This window comes from Acinetobacter sp. 148 (assembly GCF_031196675.1).
GTDB lineage: Bacteria > Pseudomonadota > Gammaproteobacteria > Pseudomonadales > Moraxellaceae > Acinetobacter > Acinetobacter baumannii.
This window is the reverse complement of sequence record NZ_JAVIMT010000023.1, coordinates 1-18,813: the sequence shown is the minus strand read 5'-3', so window position 1 is coordinate 18,813 and position 18,813 is coordinate 1. Positions and strand designations below refer to the sequence as shown.

16 protein-coding genes are annotated in these 18,813 nt (G+C 36.2%); 13 read left to right on the top strand and 3 right to left on the bottom strand.

The window, feature by feature from the left end:
• The first annotated feature begins 95 nt into the window (after positions 1 to 95).
• Together gabT and RFX69_RS05255 are read left to right on the top strand one after the other, a co-directional pair.
• Positions 96 to 1,388: a 4-aminobutyrate--2-oxoglutarate transaminase gene (gene gabT, locus RFX69_RS05260; RefSeq protein WP_150204912.1), complete on the top strand. Its 1,293-nt coding sequence runs from the start codon at positions 96 to 98 to the stop codon at positions 1,386 to 1,388.
• A complete protein-coding gene (locus RFX69_RS05255; protein WP_289332979.1) occupies positions 1,385 to 2,833 on the top strand; it encodes an NAD-dependent succinate-semialdehyde dehydrogenase in 1,449 nt (482 codons plus the stop codon). The genes gabT and RFX69_RS05255 overlap by 4 nt, the downstream gene beginning before the upstream one ends.
• A gap of 104 nt (positions 2,834 to 2,937) precedes the next feature.
• Here the strand turns inward: RFX69_RS05255 and RFX69_RS05250 are convergent, their stop codons facing one another.
• The gene (locus RFX69_RS05250) at positions 2,938 to 3,912 is read right to left on the bottom strand and encodes a LysR substrate-binding domain-containing protein (protein WP_000912182.1); all 975 of its coding nucleotides are present in this window, start codon (positions 3,910 to 3,912) and stop codon (positions 2,938 to 2,940) included.
• 20 nt (positions 3,913 to 3,932) lie between these two features.
• Positions 3,933 to 4,559, bottom strand: a complete 627-nt coding sequence (gene ycaC, locus RFX69_RS05245) for an isochorismate family cysteine hydrolase YcaC (RefSeq protein ID WP_309168779.1) — start codon at positions 4,557 to 4,559, stop codon at positions 3,933 to 3,935.
• 277 nt (positions 4,560 to 4,836) lie between these two features.
• Here ycaC and RFX69_RS05240 point away from each other — a divergent pair, with 277 nt between their 5' ends.
• The 5 genes from RFX69_RS05240 (at position 4,837) to RFX69_RS05220 (ending at position 9,751) form a co-directional block, all read left to right on the top strand.
• Positions 4,837 to 5,709 carry a pirin family protein gene (locus RFX69_RS05240; RefSeq protein WP_289332980.1) on the top strand — a complete coding sequence of 291 codons (873 nt, stop codon included), beginning with the start codon at positions 4,837 to 4,839 and terminating at the stop codon, positions 5,707 to 5,709.
• A 439-nt stretch (positions 5,710 to 6,148) separates the two neighbouring features.
• Entirely contained in the window at positions 6,149 to 7,447 is a 1,299-nt protein-coding gene (locus tag RFX69_RS05235) for an NAD(P)/FAD-dependent oxidoreductase (RefSeq protein WP_000350212.1), read from the top strand.
• A 4-nt stretch (positions 7,448 to 7,451) separates the two neighbouring features.
• Complete coding sequence (locus RFX69_RS05230) at positions 7,452 to 8,279, top strand: cyclopropane-fatty-acyl-phospholipid synthase family protein (RefSeq protein ID WP_289332981.1); 828 nt, start codon at positions 7,452 to 7,454, stop codon at positions 8,277 to 8,279.
• Between the two features lie 8 nt (positions 8,280 to 8,287).
• Positions 8,288 to 8,713, top strand: a complete 426-nt coding sequence (locus RFX69_RS05225; protein ID WP_000114352.1) for a GFA family protein — start codon at positions 8,288 to 8,290, stop codon at positions 8,711 to 8,713.
• Between the two features lie 18 nt (positions 8,714 to 8,731).
• Positions 8,732 to 9,751, top strand: a complete 1,020-nt coding sequence (locus RFX69_RS05220) for a hypothetical protein (RefSeq protein WP_289332982.1) — start codon at positions 8,732 to 8,734, stop codon at positions 9,749 to 9,751.
• Between the two features lie 258 nt (positions 9,752 to 10,009).
• On the opposite strand, the gene RFX69_RS05215 is transcribed toward RFX69_RS05220, so the two are convergent.
• Positions 10,010 to 10,717 carry a hypothetical protein gene (locus RFX69_RS05215; RefSeq protein ID WP_125267758.1) on the bottom strand — a complete coding sequence of 236 codons (708 nt, stop codon included), beginning with the start codon at positions 10,715 to 10,717 and terminating at the stop codon, positions 10,010 to 10,012.
• 72 nt (positions 10,718 to 10,789) lie between these two features.
• Here RFX69_RS05215 and RFX69_RS05210 point away from each other — a divergent pair, with 72 nt between their 5' ends.
• The 6 genes from RFX69_RS05210 (at position 10,790) to RFX69_RS05185 (ending at position 18,772) form a co-directional block, all read left to right on the top strand.
• Entirely contained in the window at positions 10,790 to 11,143 is a 354-nt protein-coding gene (locus RFX69_RS05210) for a hypothetical protein (protein ID WP_125267757.1), read from the top strand.
• Positions 11,144 to 11,181: 38 nt separating this feature from the next.
• On the top strand, positions 11,182 to 12,387 hold the full coding sequence (locus RFX69_RS05205; RefSeq protein WP_103891232.1) for a DUF2515 family protein: 1,206 nt from the start codon (positions 11,182 to 11,184) through the stop codon (positions 12,385 to 12,387).
• A gap of 67 nt (positions 12,388 to 12,454) precedes the next feature.
• Positions 12,455 to 13,246, top strand: a complete 792-nt coding sequence (locus RFX69_RS05200) for a hypothetical protein (RefSeq protein WP_252360339.1) — start codon at positions 12,455 to 12,457, stop codon at positions 13,244 to 13,246.
• A 51-nt stretch (positions 13,247 to 13,297) separates the two neighbouring features.
• Complete coding sequence (locus RFX69_RS05195) at positions 13,298 to 14,185, top strand: hypothetical protein (protein ID WP_252360338.1); 888 nt, start codon at positions 13,298 to 13,300, stop codon at positions 14,183 to 14,185.
• Between the two features lie 51 nt (positions 14,186 to 14,236).
• Complete coding sequence (locus tag RFX69_RS05190) at positions 14,237 to 15,112, top strand: hypothetical protein (RefSeq protein ID WP_271055983.1); 876 nt, start codon at positions 14,237 to 14,239, stop codon at positions 15,110 to 15,112.
• Positions 15,113 to 16,216: 1,104 nt separating this feature from the next.
• The gene (locus tag RFX69_RS05185; protein WP_005066918.1) at positions 16,217 to 18,772 is read left to right on the top strand and encodes an N-6 DNA methylase; all 2,556 of its coding nucleotides are present in this window, start codon (positions 16,217 to 16,219) and stop codon (positions 18,770 to 18,772) included.
• The last annotated feature ends 41 nt before the right edge of the window (positions 18,773 to 18,813 follow it).

Genomic DNA, 18,813 nt, shown 5'->3' with positions numbered 1-18,813 from the left:
ACATGCATAGGCAGTCGTTGTAAAGCACCCTGAAAATTAAGCACAGGATGCAAAAACCAAAGCTGCAACTGATGATGAAAATATGAGGGAATCAAATGGATACTCAACATTCTGCACTTAACGCACGTAAACAGCAAGCAACTCCACGTGGTGTAGGCGTGATGTGTCAGTGGTATGCGGAAAAAGCTGAAAATGCCACGATTTGGGACAAGGAAGGCAACCAATTTATCGATTTCGCTGGTGGTATTGCAGTTTTAAATACAGGCCATCGCCACCCTAAAGTCATTGCAGCGGTGACTGAACAACTTACTAAATTTACTCACACTGCTTATCAAGTTACGCCATATGAAAGCTATGTGGCTTTAGCTGAACGTATTAATGAACGCGCGCCAATTGCTGGTCCTGCGAAGGCAGCTTTTTTCACAACAGGTGCAGAAGCAGTTGAAAATGCAGTGAAGATTGCTCGTTGTTACACAGGTCGTCACGGTATTATCACGTTTGGTAACGGTTTCCACGGCCGTTCATTTATGACCATGGCAATGACAGGTAAAACTGCGCCTTACAAACGTGATTTCGGTGTAATGCCAGCGGGTGTGTTCCACGCACGTTACCCAGTACCCGCAAAAGGTATTTCAGTAGATGCGGCAATTGAAAGCGTTGAAGATATTTTCAGTGAAGATATTGCGCCACATGACGTAGCAGCAATTGTACTTGAGCCAGTACAAGGTGAAGGCGGTTTCAATGTGGTGCCAGCCGAGTTCTTAAAACGTTTACGCGCAATTTGTGATAAGCACGGTATTTTACTTGTCGCTGATGAAGTTCAATCTGGTTTTGCACGTACTGGTAAGTTATTTGCGATGAACCATTACGAAACTAAAGCAGACCTCATCACGATGGCGAAAAGCTTGGGCGGCGGTTTCCCTATTTCGGGTGTTGTGGGCCGTGCAGAAGTCATGGATGCACCAAACCCGGGTGGTCTAGGCGGTACTTATGCAGGTAGCCCGATTGCAGTTGCAGCTGCGCATGCCGTGATTGACGCGATTGAAGAAGAAAACCTATGCGACCGTGCAAATGAATTAGGCGCTGAATTAGTTGCTACGCTTAAAGATATTCAGCAAACAACTGGCGATGTCATAACTGATATTCGTGCTTTAGGTTCAATGGTTGCAGTAGAACTTGAAACTGCTGAACAAGCAAAAGTTGTACAAAACTATGCAATGGAAAACGGGTTGTTACTTCTTACTTGTGGTAAATACGGTAATGTAATTCGTTTCTTATATCCATTAACCATTCCTGCTGAGCAATTCCGTCAAGGTCTTGATATCTTGAAACAAGGTTTTGCGACACTAAAAGCAGGTAGTGCAAAAGCAATGGAGCAATCTGCATGATTCAAAATAATTTGCAGTATTTATTAAAACATCCTGATATTTCATTAGAAGCACCTGCATCAAATGACTATATCGAGGTGAATGATGCTGCTACGGGTGAAACTTTGGCATGGGTGAAAACCTATGACCGTGCAGGGGTTGAAGCCGCAATTAACCGTTCAGCAAAAGCGCAGGCTGCTTGGAAAAAGCAAACTGCCTTGGCGCGTGCTGATGTGCTATTGGCATGGTACAACCTCATGCTTGAGCACAAAGAAAATCTGGCTCAAATCTTAACTGCTGAGCAAGGTAAACCATTAGCAGAAGCACGTGGTGAAATTGGTTATGCGGCATCATTCATTCGCTGGTTTGCCGAGCAAGCGCGTCGTATTGATGGTGAAGTCTTAACACCTACGTTGCCAAACCAACGTTTGCTCGTGATTAAACAAGCGATTGGTGTTACAGCTGCAATTACGCCGTGGAACTTTCCGGCTGCCATGATTACGCGTAAAGCAGGTCCAGCCATTGCTGCAGGTTGTTCAATGTTGGTTAAACCGGCAGAGCAAACGCCGTTAACCGCCTATGCGCTTGAAGTATTGGCGTTACAGGCAGGCTTACCAGCAGATGTTTTAATTAACATTAGTGGTGATGCAGTTGAAGTCGGTAAAACCCTATGCGAAAGCGATCTTGTTCGTAAGTTAAGCTTTACTGGTTCAACGCAAGTTGGCCGTATCTTGATGCAACAATGTGCGCCAACCATTAAAAAGCTTTCGCTTGAACTGGGTGGTAACGCACCTGTGCTGGTATTTGATGATGCCAACCTTGAACAAGCGGTTCAGGGCATCATGGCAAGTAAATATCGTAACAGCGGTCAAACCTGTGTCTGCGCTAACCGTATTTATGTTCAAGATGGCATTTACGATGCATTGGCAGAGCGTTTGGTTGAAGCTGTGTCTAAGCTTAAAGTTGGCGATGGCCGTCAAGAAGGTTCAACTCAAGGACCTTTAATTGATGAAGATGCGATTGCTAAAGTGCAGTCTCATATTGCAGATGCTACTGAGAAAGGCGCAACAGTTCGTATTGGTGGTCAACGCTCGGCACTTGGCGGTACATTCTTTGAACCAACTGTGTTAACTGGCGTAACGCAAGACATGAAAGTATCTAAAGAAGAAACTTTTGGTCCACTTGCCCCATTGTTCCGCTTTAAAACTGAAGATGAAGCAGTGACAATGGCGAACGATACCGAGTTCGGTTTAGCTGCTTATTTGTTTACTCAAAGCACAGCTCGTCAATGGCGAGTAGGTGAGGCACTTGAGTACGGTATGGTCGGCATTAACACGGGCGCGATTTCAAACGAAGTTGCTCCGTTTGGCGGCGTAAAACAGTCAGGTCTAGGTCGTGAAGGTTCAAAATTCGGCATCGAAGAATATGTCGAAATGAAATACCTCTGCGTAGACTTATCTGAGTAAGGGATAAAGCGAGTTCGCTTTGTTCTGAACGAAAACATGCAGTTATACTGCATGTGATGTTTCACAAAAAACCGGTCATGCCCATTCATGACCGGTTTTTTTATTTAAGTCGGCAAATATCCTTCATGGCTTTCGGGTAAACGACGAAGCTCATCAATGAGGGTTTCAATGAGTTTTTCGACTACCAGACGTTGTCCTTTTCGGGACACATAAACCAGTTGTAGCATGCCAATATTCGACTTCCAGTCAGGAAGTATATGGACCAGTGTTCCTTTACGAATTTCCGATTCAACGGTTAAAAAAGGAAGATCTGCAATACCTAAACCATCCATTACAGCATAGTAAACGCCAGCCAAGTCATTACTTTTAATTCGTGGTTGATAAGGCACATCAACCGATTCACCATTACGTATATTGCATAAATGCCAAATATAATTTTGCTTTTGTGTGCCTAAGCTAATACTTGGAAAGTCCTGTAATTCGGAATAATGCTTAATGGTACGACCTTGCAGTAATTCAGGCGAAGCCACCAGACAATGATCGGTTTTAATCACATCACGAACAATCAAATTTGAATCTTCATTCGGTTCAAAATTGGTTCGAATCGCAAGGTCGATGTCATCATGCAAGATATCTACTCGACGGCTGGTTAGCTCAAGAGATATTTCAACTTTAGGGTAGGTTTTTAAAAACTGATTTAAAATTTTTCTAATTTGAAAATGCATCATTAAAGGCGGGCAGCTTACTTTTACCAAACCTTGAGGCTCACTTTTTTGCTTTAATAACACGTTTTCTGCACATTCAACTTGAGCAATGACTTTGCAGCATTCCTCATAAAATTCTTGACCTAAATCGGTCACTTTAAAATGGCGGGTTGTTCTTTGAATCAGGCTGACATTAAATTTATTTTCAAGGTCAATAATGCGTCGGCTGAGCTTGGATTTACTAATATTTTCGGCCTCACTGGCCGCACTAAAGCCGCCGTGTTTCACGACCAAATAGAAATAATAAAAATCATCAAAAGAGCTTATCAATGTCCGTTCAACCCATTTAAATTCAAGATTAGAATGCTTAAGCATTCTAATCTTGGCAGTAGAACTTATTTTTGGCTAGTGTTGTGATTGTAACTTGAAATCAGGTTACGGTAGTCAGGGATATGATTTGAGAACAATGTGCCCAAACCTTCAATATCATTACGCCAGTCACGGTGTAATTCACACGCCATACCGAACCAAGTCATCAGTTGAGCACCTGCTTTAGACATACGGTCCCAAGCTGCATCACGTGTTAATTCGTTGAAAGTATCAGAAGCATCAGTAATTACGAATACTTCAAAGCCTTCTGCCAAAGCAGATAGTGCAGGGAATGCTACACAAACTTCAGTTACAACACCTGCAATAATCAGTTGTTTTTTACCAGTTGCTTTAACCGCTTTTACGAAATCTTCATTGTCCCACGCATTGATTTGGCCTGGACGTGGAATAAAAGGTGCATCTGGGTGAATTTCTTTTAACTCAGGAACTAAAGGACCGTTTGGGCCAGTTTCAAAACTGGTTGTTAAAATTGTTGGAAGATTGAAGTATTTTGCTGCATTTGCAACAGCAAGTACGTTGTTTTTAAATTTATCTGGATCGATATCTCGAACTAAAGAAAGTAAACCTGCTTGATGGTCAACTAAAAGAACCGCAGCATTATCCTTGTCTAAGCGTACATAATCTTGAGCCATTTTTTATGTCCTCATGTTATCAAATTGAATAATCAAAAATTATTGGGTAGGTCATCAGTGCCTAAAATCATGCTAGATGAGTTTGTTGTCGTAATTAAGTCTAAAAAATAGGATTAAGAATTTTAAAAATAGGACGATCTCTTAAACAAAACATCAAAATTTATGATTGTCCCATAAATGCAATAATGTGTTGCTAATCCTGATCTATAAACTGCAATTATTGAGGCGTAAAATCAATCTCAGTTCAAGAAAATCCTACATATATAGGAGAGATCAGATGAAGAAATTTCTTGGTGCATATCAAAATAACCACATGCATTGGGTTGGTGATGGTTTCCCTGTATATAACCTGTTCTCTTATGACCGTTTAGGCCAAACCCTAAGCCCATTTTTGTTACTGGATTATGCAGCGCCTTATAACTTCTCACCAACCACCGAACAACAAGGTGTAGGTTCACATCCTCACCGTGGCTTCGAAACTGTGACTATTGCCTATCAAGGTGAAGTGACTCATAAAGACTCAAGTGGTGGCGGCGGAACCATTAAAACCGGTGACGTGCAATGGATGACTGCGGGTGCAGGGGTGTTACATGAAGAGTTCCATTCTCCTGAATTTGCAGAGCATGGCGGTCTTTTTGAAATGGTGCAATTGTGGGTAAATTTACCTTCGCATTCAAAAATGACCCCTGGAAAATATCAAGCCATTGAAGCTAAAGATATTCCGGACATTGCACTAGACGAGCACGGTAGTTATTTGCGTGTGATCGCAGGTGAATATGCAGATGCAAAAGGTGCAGCAACTACATTTAGTCCATTAAATGTATGGGACGGTAAATTGGTAAAAGGCCAAAAACATACCCTGTATGTACCTGAAGGGCATACTACCCTTGTTGTTGTGTTAGAAGGTGCGGTTGTGGTTAATGATACAAACCGTCTTGAAGGCAAAACCGTTGCGATTTTATCTCGAGAGGGCGTTGAGTTTAGCTTAAATGCTGAAGAAGACACTAAATTCTTGGTGTTGACTGGCCAACCACTGAATGAGCCAATCGAAGGTTATGGTCCATTTGTCATGAATACCAAAGCCGAGATTATGGAAGCGATTAACGATTTTAATCGTGGAAAATTCGGTTCAATCATGCAAGAAGGATAAATTGCTAAGCTGTGCTTAATGATCTTTAAAAGCAAAGTAATAAAAAGCCCGCTATCAAGTGTGAATAGCGGGCTTTTTCGCTGTAAAGTTTCTGTTTTTATGATGGATATCATTATTGTGTCGGCATTGTTTTGTGTGATTTAGTTCTCATTATTATGCCACCATGATACCGCAAAAAATGATACTTGTAAAACGAATGATATAAATACAGTTAAATTATCTTATTTTATTTAAAAGAATTTTTTTAAATTTTTAAAAAATATAGATTTTTATACAGTCATCCTCTTTTGTAAAATTTTATGAAAAACTTTTGGGCTTATCTTTTAAAATTTTTCTATATAAATTGATGCAAAAAATAAAAATCTGGTAGTTTTTAATACGGTGTTTTTTTAGGGTATGAGTGATAATCAAAAAAATTCTCGAAAAATGGGACATCATTTTGGATATCGCAATTATTGGCAGTGGAATGGCAGGACTTGCAGCAGCAAGAATTCTGAAAGATGCAGGACATACAATCACGATATTTGAAGCACTTCCTGGCCGGGGAATGGACAGTCATAGCATTGAGTTCGATGGTGGGATTATTGATGCACCATTGCGTGTTATGAACCCGCATCTATGGAAAAATACACTCAGCCTTGCTGCACATTTAGGCATTAAAACTTTTCCGGTTCGTACCTATATGTCTTGTAGCTGGTTATTTGAAGATCGTACTGAAACATGGTTAACCACATCTCGTAGCCGTATTGGTAATTTCCCAATTATCAATAACCGTAAAGGTATCCAGCAATATGGCTGGCGTCTGGTAAAAGGGATGCTGCAATTAAAAACTGCGATTCACCAGTTCTTTAAATCTAAAAATCAAGATATTACTCTCGCTGAATTTATTAATCAGAACGATATTGAAGAAGTATTCTGGCATGGTGTAGTTATGCCGGTGCTTTATACGATTTGTACATGTAACCCAAAAACAATTGGTGATTGGCCTGCGAAAAACCTTCTTGAGTTTTTGCGTCATTTAACTGATGGTGACATGTTGTTGCGTATGAAAGGCGGTACACCTGCATTTGTAGATAGCTTAATTAAAGGCATTGATATCCATAGCGGTTCGGCAATTAAAAAAGTTGAGCTACAAGGTGAAAAAGTACTGGTCGAAAATGAAAAAGGTGACCAAGGTACATTTGACCGCGTTATTGTGGCCACACCAACATCTAAACTTGAAGAGTTCTTAAACCCTGAACAGTTTGCAGAAGATATGAATCTGCTTAAACAGTTCCGCTTTGAACAAGGCGACTTGGTTATTCATACAGATGCAACAGTAATGCCACCACGCCGTAAAGACTGGTCAGTGCTGAGCTATATGATGGACCGTAAGTTTACTCGTCAGCAGTTTACAGTTTGGATGAATGCCGTTGAGCCATCACTGGTAGGTAAAAATCCTGTATTCCAAACTTGGCGTCCAGTAGTTGATATTGACCCTAAAAAAGTCATTTCAAAAGTGACCTTAACGCGTGCAGTTGTAGACTCGCAAACTATTGCTTTAAACAAAGAGCTACAACAACGTCACTTAGAACCAAACCGTAAAGTATTCTACTGTGGTTCATGGTCATGTGATGGTTTGCCAATTTTAGAGTCAGCAGTGACTTCTGCAATGCATATTGCTGAAATCTTGGGTGCACCTTTACCATTCGTGGGATTAAAGCCTAAGGTCGAAGTTGCCCCTGAACTCGGTTACTAAAATTGTGAAAGCAAAAGTTCGAGCAGCTCTTTCTCGATTTATCCCTCATAAATATGCAATTGATGCATCAAGTTTGGGGGATAGTGAAGAGCTTGCTTGGACAAACTTGGGTTTTTGGAAAAATACCCGAACCTACCGTGAAGCTTGTCGCCAATTGGCTGATCATTTGGCACAAGCTGTCAATTTAAATTCAAAAGATCACTTACTAGATTTAGGTTGTGGGCAGGGTGCAAGTTTATTGCACTGGTTACAGCACTATCATCCTAAAAGCCTTAGTGCAGTTGAACTACAAGCCTCATGTGTTAATAAAATTCAAAAATTTATTCCTGAAGTAAGCCAGATTTTCTGCGGTTCATTTTTAAATTTAAAACAATTTGAATTTAAACAACGCTTCGATGTGGTGCTCTGTATCGATGCGGCTTATCACAGTCATTTAAATTCATTTCTAGATTCGGTTACGCCAGTTTTAAATTCAAAAGGACGATTAGGGTTTCACTACTTAATGCGTGCCGATTCATGCCAAAACATGACAGCCTTTCAAGAACAAAAGTACCGTTATTTACTTAAAGCAGCCGATGTAAGTTGGGATGCTGTGCCAACCGAAGGCATACTGAAAACTACCTTGGAACAACAAGGTTTTACAGATATTAAAATCGAAGATTTGTCAGAACAGGTATTATTAGGTTTTTCACAGTATATTCAAAATCAACAAGCACAAAGCCATAACCGAGGGTTGGCAAATTTTAAAATCCAAATGACTGCAAAGTTATGCCAACAACTCTATCAAAATGGATATGTACGTTATATTCAAATAACAGCAATAAAAAAATAGGGTGAGCCATGTCAGTTAAATATCAAGGATCATGTTTATGTGGAGCTGTGAGCTATCAAAGCGATGCAGAGCCACGTTATAGTTTTAATTGCCATTGTCGAGATTGCCAAAAGGCAACAGGTTCGGCCTATGCACCAATCGCTTTTTTTCATCAATCTGAATTGAAAATAAGTGGCGAACTTAAATATTTTGAGACATTAGGTTCTTCTGGCCGTCCCATTAAAAGAGCCTTTTGCCCGACTTGTGGTTCTCAACTTTTTGGCTTACCTGAACTTGTTCCTGAAATGATTTCAATACGCGCAGGCACTTTGGATGACCCAAGTCTCTATCATCCTAAAGCGGAGGTTTTTGTGAGTCAGACCTATGCTTGGGACATGCTGAATCCAAATCTTAAACACTTTGAAAAAATGATAGAGAAGAATAAAGAAAGGTAAGAAAAATAGCCAAAAAATATGATTCCTTTTTCTTTTAACTATCTCTGGATTTTCTTAATTGCTTCCTTAGGGAGTCTTGTTTTTTTTCTATTTGCAGTGGGCATGATTTTTAGTGCTAAATTACGCTCTGTGATTAGGAATGGAAATATATTAATTCGGCTCATTTTTTTATTGAGCTTTTTATGTTTATTGCTAAATATCGGTTTAGGTATTCTTTCAATTATTATTGATAATAAAATTAAAAAGAACGGCGAGGCTTTAAATAAAGTTCTTGTAAAAGACGAAAAAGTTTTAGGAATACCTATGCCTAAAGGTACTCAACTTGAGCTATATCAACCTAATCAGCTTGATTCATTTAGAAGAGCCACTTTTCCTCAACCTATTCAATTTGGAAACTTTCACGTCAATTCTATTAAAATTGCGAGAGGAATTGATATTGAGTTATTCAACGATAGGTCTATAACTTTAGAGGGTGAGGGTAAAGATCTGGTTGAAGGGTGGTCATGTGAAATTTCTGTCTATATAAAGGTTTACCTAGACAGAAATGCGAAAATTAATGGTCTTGAATACTGTTCACTTGCACAGCGGGTCCAATTAAATCATCTGGAAATAGAGCCAAAAGCAAATATAGAACGTTCAAAAGACCAGAAATATCCAGATGGTTTCGTTTCAAAGGATTTTTGGATAATTAAAGATGCTTCTATAAAGTATAAAAATATTTCGATGAGTTGGGCTTATATTTATCTAGATCGAGATAAGAAATTAATAGGTATTGAAAATGCAATATTGGAAGAAGATTTAAGAATAGGCAATATTAAATACCCTAAAGGCACAGAGTTTAATTTATTAGTTCGTCCTTTAACCAAACAGGAAGCATGGCTGTTCATTCCTCCTGAAAAAGTAAATGCAATCGATGCAAAGGGAAAAATCTATACCTATCAACAAGCAATACTCCAACGCCCAAATGGGGCAGTAAAACAAGTTTTCGATATATCTGATCCTAATCTTATGATGAGAACGATGAATAGGCTCCATTAGCCATGTGTGGAATGAAGAAAAGCTATTGTACGCTTTTTCGTACATACATTCGGGAAATTGGCGCCTTTCTATGACTTCAAGAATTGCCTATGATGAACTCATCAGGAACAGGAAGTTCCAAAACGTAAAACAACAATAATAAGTTTAAGCACCAGGACGTGAGGTATTACAGGATGTATGCCTAGTAAAGAAATACGAAAAAAGCCCAACAGGATGTTGGGCTTTTTTCATTTCTAAATTATTAATATTTAAGATTTTCTACTGTTTACCAACATACTTATTCATCGATGAGTATATTTGAAACTCTAAAGCGGTATTGTGAGTATTAGATATATGTCCAAATATATAATCATCTTTGTTATGAAAAAAAATATCAAAACTCTTACTCATTAATTTGTCATGTTGACTTTGCTTTCTGAAAATCAGTGATAGTTGTTTAATATAGTAATTCATCCAGTCAGCTTTATTTGAAAAAGCTGAATAGTCTTTAAGTCCTGCATATAATGATTGTAGATTACTTACGATCACATCAATGTTGGGATGGACAAGCCAAATAATAATTTCATTAGGTTCTAATGGAGTAGAAAAATAATCTTGTTGGGACGAAAATTTTTCAATTTTATAGAGTTGTGCTCCCTTATCATTAGAGCTTGAACATAGCAGTTTACTATTCTCTACTTGATAGAGACCATTTCCAATTTCTGACTCTCTAATAATTCTAGAAATAAGTAAGCAATGGGGCAGATCTTCTATTGAAGGAGTGGGCAGATTTTTAAAAATTTTAACAGCCCGGCTTATAACTTGATATTCACCAGATCCAGTAATTATACCATTTTGCCATGAATGCATTTTCAAGATTTTTTCAGGTGAAAATTTAATTATTCCATCTTTTTGTTGGCTAACTTTTTTATTATCTGATGCAACAATAATACTATCGTTTAATTGAATAGCAACAATAAAAGTCATGTATAAATAAGTTAAACAGTTTAAAATATTAACTTAATTATAGATTAGTTTGCATAAAATAATAGGTAAATCATGGCTGGTGGTTCACAAATCATTATTAATAAGAGTGGTATTACGGTTATTACACCTGCTAAGTTCGAAGTAAAAGCGGGACAGCATATCTTTAAAGGTGGTGCAGAAGTTGGAGTAAATCTGCAAGGTTTGCCTGCTTATGAAAAGTATGATGAAAAGTTTAATTTATTCCTCCCTTCTGGCAAGCCTTTAACTAATGTGAGTTATAACATTCAATCTAATAATCAAAGTTTTATAGCAGAAACTGATATGAAAGGGAAAACTAAAAGGATAAATACTAATGAGGTTGAACAACTTGATGTTGATTTAAATTGGTTGAATTTTGAACCTGACGAAAATGACCCTGTGAAATAACTATTTCTTATTCATCATTTAAAAGGATAAATTTTAAAATGGCTGGTTCTCTTGATTGGTCTAGTACAACAAATAATATTGAAAATAGTTGTAAATCAGTAAATTGTGACTGTACTACGATATGGGAATATTACCAACAGATGGCAATGACCCTATTATCTAATAAAAAAGATAATCAAAATTACCGTATAGAACCTGGTTATGAAGCGCGTGCTAGACGAATTGCATCGATCTACGCTCGTATTTATTTAGAGATGTTTCCTTTTACACCGAATCAATCTGTTACTGCAGCGACCTATAGTGGGCGTTTCTATTGGATGGGCCTAGGTGCTTTTGCATCAAAAACAGTTGCTGCTGTATTTGATCATATTGTTTCTAAGACTGGGTCAAATGCAGATGCTTTAATTAAATCGATTAGTTCTGATCATTATAATTTAGATAGTTTTGGAGTGTCAGGTATTCATACTTTTGCAAAAGGTAATTTATGGCTCTATATGGATATTAGTGTTTGGCATTTTGTTTGGGCCAAGTCCTCTACGGATTTTAAAATTTGTGTAAATAACAGGAATACTACCACTTATAAAAAAGTTAAAAGCTCTTTATATAATTTCCCTTGGTCTAGTTGTTTAACAACAATTAATAATCTTAAAGCAACAACAGAAATTCATAATGCATTTGAACAGACTTTACCAACAATAGAAAAAATTTTTGCTGCAAATGCTTTAAGGCAAGACAAGTTTAGCCTAGCTGCTAAACACTTATTATATCATTTATTACAAATTGCAAATCAAGAACAAATCAATATTTTACAAAAAATCGTATGGAATGATCCTATTGTAAAAAATGGTGCAGATGTTCAACGTAAGGCTGGAATCCCAAAGGCTGAACTGATTCTCTCAAGTGAATATAATGGAACAATAAAAAAAATACACGCTGTTCGTGGCAATGTTTATTCATATGAAACTGAATTTGGGAAAAAGGTCAAGTCGTTACCTGAGTCCCCAATTAGCACACCACCAAGTGGTACTCAAGTTGAGAACCAAGATAGCCGTATGCGCTGGATTAATTTAGCAGCTCAAAAATATCATCGTTTAATGTTGAATGATGTTGGACGGCCTTTTTTAGAAAAAGAGTTACGTACAATAGCTGGTTGGAATACCAGTAAATGGGATGACGGTCTAAGTCAATTCGATAAGTTATTTATTAAAATAGGAAAAGAGTCAAATGATGGAAAGGGTGGTTAGTTATATATTCCTAATTTTTATTTTTTTAAATTTACAGGCTTGTCATGCCCAGCAAAAGGAACAAAAAATGTCTGCTCAACCTGAACTTTATATATTGAATTTTGGTATAGAGGGTGAAAAAAAGTTCAAATCGTATATGCAAACAGGTGTAGACCAACAACCTGCGGGAATGTCTTTTTTCGACCTGACGTGGGAACCCCCGCATTTAGCAAATATAAAAATAGATTTAGGTGAAAATAGTTTTGTTATCAAGAATGCTTTTTCAGCAATGGGTACGCGAATTGACTATACACAGCAAAATGAAGGTATCCAAATTATTGATGTGACTGCGGGTTTAAATAAGGAAGAGTTTGTTAGTCAAGAACAGGCTTATATGGCCTATAAAGAGCTATTTGGTCAGCTACAAAAAGCAGGGTGGGAACAGTATTTTTATCCAAATACTTCTCGAATTGCGAAACAAGATAATATTAAGTCTATGATTGAAGATGGCCTTATTATAGACCCGTATAATTTTTTAACACTTACAGAGTGGACTGATTTTTTTAATAAGAAACCAACAGTAGCAGTGCGCTTATATAATCACGGTATATTTTTAGAAATGAGTATAGATAAAACAAAGTCAGAAAACGATAAAAAACAATATATGCTTAGATATTCTATGGAAACGATTCGTTATAATACTAAAAATTCAATTAAGGATGGTTATAAATTGTCAGGTCAGGAACTAAAAACTGCCTTTAATGAAAGAATGAAATACAATGAAAAACAAAGAGCTAAGGTTGAAAATCAAGCTAAAAAAGAAGGTTTCCATATTGATGAATCATATCAGGACCCTGATGTTTGGCAGTATGTAAAATAATCAGATTGCTGAATTTAAATCTATAAAACTAACCTCTGGATTTTCTAGTTGATGAAAAAAATATTTATTTATTTCTTTTTATTTTTTATTCTTTTAAATTTACAAGGATGTAATGCTGAGAGAAACAATAAAAAAGTATTTTCTCAACCTGAACTTTACACATTGAATTTTGGTGTAGAGGGTGAAAAAAAGTTCAAATCGTATATGCAAACAGATGTAGACCAACAACCAGCAGGAATGTCTTTTTTTGACCTCACTTGGGAACCTCCGCATTTAGCAAATATAAAAATAGATTTAGCTGAAAATAGTTTTATTATCAAGAATGTATTTTCAGCAATGGGAACACGGATTGACTACGCACAGCAAAACGAAGGTATCCAAATTATTGATATAACAGCAGGATTAAATAAAGAAGAGTTTGTTAGTGAAGAGCAGGCTTATATGGCTTATAAGGGGTTATTGGGTGAGCTACAAAAAGCAGGGTGGCAACAATATTTCTATCCTTCAGATGCTCGTTTTGATAAAACAGATAATTTAAAGAGAATTAAAAATAATAATACTGTAATAGATCCCTTTAATCTATTAACTCAAGCCGAATGGAGAGAGTATTTTAAATCTTCTACCTCACTCTATTTTAATTTATATAGAAATGGTGTTTTAACTGAACTAAATTTAGAGAAAACTAGTAAAAAAGAGTTAAAGGCTGAAAAGAATGAACAGTTTATGTTAAGGTTTTCGATTCAATCAATTAGATACGTAACAAAAAATTTAATTGAAAATGGATATAAGTTAACAGGGATCGACTTAAAAAGAGCTTTCGATGAAATGGTATTAGTAGATCAAAAAGAAAGAAGGAAAGCTGAAATTAAAGCCAAAAAAGAAGGTTTCCATATTGATGAGTCATATCAGGACCCTGATGTTTGGCAGTATGTAAAATAATCAGATTGCTGAATTTAAATCTATAAAACTAACCTCTGGATTTTCTAGTTGATGAAAAAAATAGTTAGTTATTTCTTTTTATTTTTTATTCTTTTAAATTTACAAGGATGTAATGCTGAGAGAAACAATAAAAAAGTATTTTCTCAACCTGAACTTTACTCATTGAATTTTGGTGTAGAGGGTGAAAAAAAGTTTAAATCTTATATGCAAAAAGGTGTAGACCAGCAACCAGCGGGGATGTCTTTTTTTGACCTTACGTGGGAACCTCCGCGTTTAGCAAATATAAAAATAGATTTAGGTGAAAATAGTTTTGTTATTAAGAATGCATTTTCGGCAATGGGAACGCGGATTGACTATGCACAGCAAAATGAAGGTATCCAGATTATTGATGTAACTGCAGGGTTAAATAAGGAAGAGTTTGTTAGTCAAGAACAGGCTTATATGGCGTATAAGGAGCTATTTAGTCAGCTAGAAAAAGCCGGATGGAAGCAGTATTTTTTCCCAGAGTTATCCCGAATTTCAAAAAAAGATAACATGAAGGTTATGATTGAGGATGGTCTTATTATAGATCCTTATAATTATTTAACACTTACAGAGTGGAGTGATTTTTTTAATAACATCCCAACTGTTACTACTCGATTATATGCTAATGGTGTATTAATAGAGTTAAGTATAGATAAAACAAAATCAGAAAATAATAAAAAACAATATATGCTAAGATTTGCAATACAAACAATTAGATACGTAACGAAAAACTCAATTGAAAATGGGTATAAATTAACAGGACCTGAGTTAAAAAGTGCTTTCGATGAAATGGTATTAGTAGATCAAAAAGAAAGAAGGAAAGCTGAAATTAAAGCCAAAAAAGAAGGTTTCCATATTGATGAGTCATATCAGGACCCTGATGTTTGGCAGTATGTAAAATAAATTAAGTTAAATTCAATACCTAACCCTTTTTAAACTTAAGTTATTATCCATTTTCGAGCTGCTATAGAGATAATATTGCTATAGCAGTTTTTATTTTTTAAATAAAATTTTGCATTCCAAAACCTACAGACAACAAAAAACCCCATAAATCAAATATTCATGAGGTTTAATGATGGTGCCGGCACACGGATTCGAACTGTGGACCTACTGATTACAAGTACGAACAAACGCCTATATTTTTTATATTAAAAACAATGAGTTGAGTCTAAGAGTTGATGGGAAATTCAATAAAATCAATTAGACCGTTATATTTTTGCTAAGGTATTGAAAGTTAAGGAAGGAGGTGGATGGAGGACAAAATCTCCTGCAAAATGATGATGGCTAAGTACAAGAAAAGTAACAAGCATACTGACCAATAGACCATTACAAGACCATATCTTTTGGGGTATACCATTGATGGACCGTAAACAGAAACTTGCAGAAAACTAACACTTTTCAGAGAGTACCGCAGTGGACCTTGGCTGGAGTAAGGAACTTCTAAGATGAATGAGACAGTACCGTATGCTAAACCTATTCATTTGCCATAGGAGGGTCTTGAGACTTTATCTCCCCTCAACTGAAGAATAGTAAAAAAGCAAAACACCACCTACGAAATGCATAAAGTGGAAGAAAACAAAAAAAAGCTCAACAAACAACAAAAGCCTCAAATTTTCCCCCTGACTCCTACATCATCTTTTTTTCCTGCAGCTAACAGCGCTGCTAGTGAACACCACTAGACTAGACACTAGCAAGATGCTTAGATGTAGGAAAAATTAAGGCTGATCAAATAGATAATGTGATGTATGAATAGTTGCAAGGTTAGTCAAAAGTCTCAAGCAATCACATTGAATAACAGACACAATAGGCTGCTATTCCTACGCTATTTTTTGCATAAGTAGTCGCTCTTTTCTCACAGTTATTCACCTAAGAAAATAATTGTTATCAGAGTCAATATACATTCAAGAAATTTATAGATAATTTACATTAAATAAAAATTATTTTTTGTTCAGGATTTTCTCTTATTGTTCTACTATAAGGGGAAATTTTGATTTATATTGATTTAGTATGCCTTCCGAAGAACTTCAACATCGCTATCCTCTTAATATTGGGAAAAAAATTGGTGATTTTGAGCTGTTTCAAACACAGTTAACTACGTTAAACCAGTTTTCTGAGCATGGAATTTTATCAAAAAAGGATTTTGGAAAATGGCGCACCCAAAAATGTGATGCAATAATTATTAGTCGAACTCCTTTTTTGAGAACAATAGCTATTGGCGAGGATAAGTCGACAGGAAGAATTACAAATAGAAACTGGAAAAAACTATCAAAGGATCTTTTGGAGTCAAAACTTAATCCTACGGATACAAAAATTGGTTATTTGACAGATGGTGCAACAACTTATTGGATTGCTGGTGGATTTGATGAGGTCAAATTAATTACCAGAGATGATAATAAAGCTTTACCAGTAAAAATTGATTTTAATGATAAAACTTTTGTATCGGAGTTTACATATATAGTGAATAACTATGATCCTGATTCAGGAGTAGTGAAAAGCCCTACAAATGTAAATCCGCATGCTCTAGCTAAATCAGTATGGCAAACAATTTGGCGTTTAAAGGCCGATAGACCAGAGGACTGTTTAGCTACATTTGTAGAGTTGTTTGTATATAAGTTCTTGAACGATCTGAATTTAATGCAGAGGGATCATATAGGAACTGATGTTTCGATTGATTATCTTTTATCCTTAGATAAAGAGTATTGTTTTCAATATTATATGAAAAATATACGTCCATATATAAAGCACCTTTTCCCAGAGGGAGAAGATGGATTAAGTATTATTAATGGTATTGTTTTTCAACCTACGAATAAAGATCATAACTATATTTTTCATGAGTTGTTGAAGAAATTTATTAAATTTGGGTCCTTAAAAAATACAGATCCAGAGTTTAAAACTAAATTGTATGAATCTTTTTTACAGGAAAGTGATACAACAACAACTTTTGGACAATTTTTTACTCCGAGGAAAATTGTAGGCGCTATATATGATATGGCTCAAGTGGGGCGCCTTTCACATGGAAGAGAAATTTGTGATCCAGCTAGTGGCGTGGGTGGCTTTATTCTTGAGCAAATGGCAAGGGATTTACAAGGACAATGGGTTTTATCAGATGATCAAATGGAGCCTATTCATAAGTGGAAAGCTTTAGAAATTGTTCCAAAAACAGCTATTTTAGCGAAAGCAAATGCTTTAGTGCATTGTGGTGATTTATTAGCTGATCAACCAAGTCGTGTACCAGCATTTGCAAAGTGGCTCAATGAAGTCTTTAACTGTAGATCAGATACCTCCTTGGGTGCTTTAGATGATTTATCTAAAGATAAGTATGATTTAATAATAAGTAATCCGCCTTATGTTGTTTCAGGATCTGCTGATATTGGAAAGTTGATAAATAATTCACCTGTGAGAAAAGAGTATTTTGCTCGTAAATATAGTGGAGTCGAAGGATTATTTGTTCAATTTATAGTGCAGGCATTGAAACCAAATGGGGATGCTTGGGTATTGTTACCTGAGACGTTTTTTATGAGAACTACTGATAAAGTATTACGTGATTGGGTTTATCAAAATTGTGAATTAGATCTTCTAGCTTTATTACCAGAAAGAACGTTCTTTAATACGCCAAAGAGAGTAGTAGTTGCACATTTAAAGAAAAGACCTGTGCAGCTATCCCCTGAAGCACTAAAGAAAAAGTTAGAAAAAGAAAATGTATTGCTCTTCGCTGTAAGTGAAATAGGTGAAAGTAGAGATGCTAGAAGATTACCTATTGCTGAAAATGATCTAGAAGATTTAATAACTGCATATAAGTTGCATTCTGTAGGCGCTCCTATAGATCCCAACGTGCGTAGGGCTGTTATTACACAGTCTATCAATTTATATCAAAGTAAGTCGATAAATATTCGTCATTATTGGGATAAATCAGTAGCTCAGGAGCTAGGTTTATTAACAGAAGATGAAGATCCTGTTACAGCAAAAAAAAGCTTAGACCGAAAAATGGAAAGTTTAGAATCTCTTATTGTTAAATGGCAAAAAGAACAAGCGAGTTACCCATTACCAAAAACTGTTAAAAAGTTTAAAAAGGTAAAATTAGGTCAAGAGGAAATTTTTGAACTTAGAATTGGGAAACGAGTACTAAAAAAAGATATTTATCAAAAACAAACGGGTATTCCTTTATTTAGTGCTAATGTCAGAAAAACATTTGGATTTGTAGAAGAAGCAAATGCAGGGAATTTACTGTATGGTGGCGCTTTATGGAGTATTGATAGTGATTTCGATTCTGTGGGTGTTGCTCCTGGAGAAGTTTATTCAATTACAGATCATTGTGGGCAAGTGGAAATTTTAGTTGAGGGAATTGAACCTAGATATCTAGCTCAAATGATAAAGCAGGCTGGTAATGATATGGGGTTAAATAGAGATTTTAGAGCCTCTCTACAAACTATGGCTGATTTAGAAATAGAATTACCTGTCTTAGAGGATGGTAGTTATGATTATGAAACTATGTCTGAATGGTCTGATTTTCATGAGCATTTGTATAAAACAGAGAAAGAACTTAAAAAGCTTCTTCTGAATTAATTGTTTAAAGAGATGTTAAGTGATCCTAGCCAAAATAATGG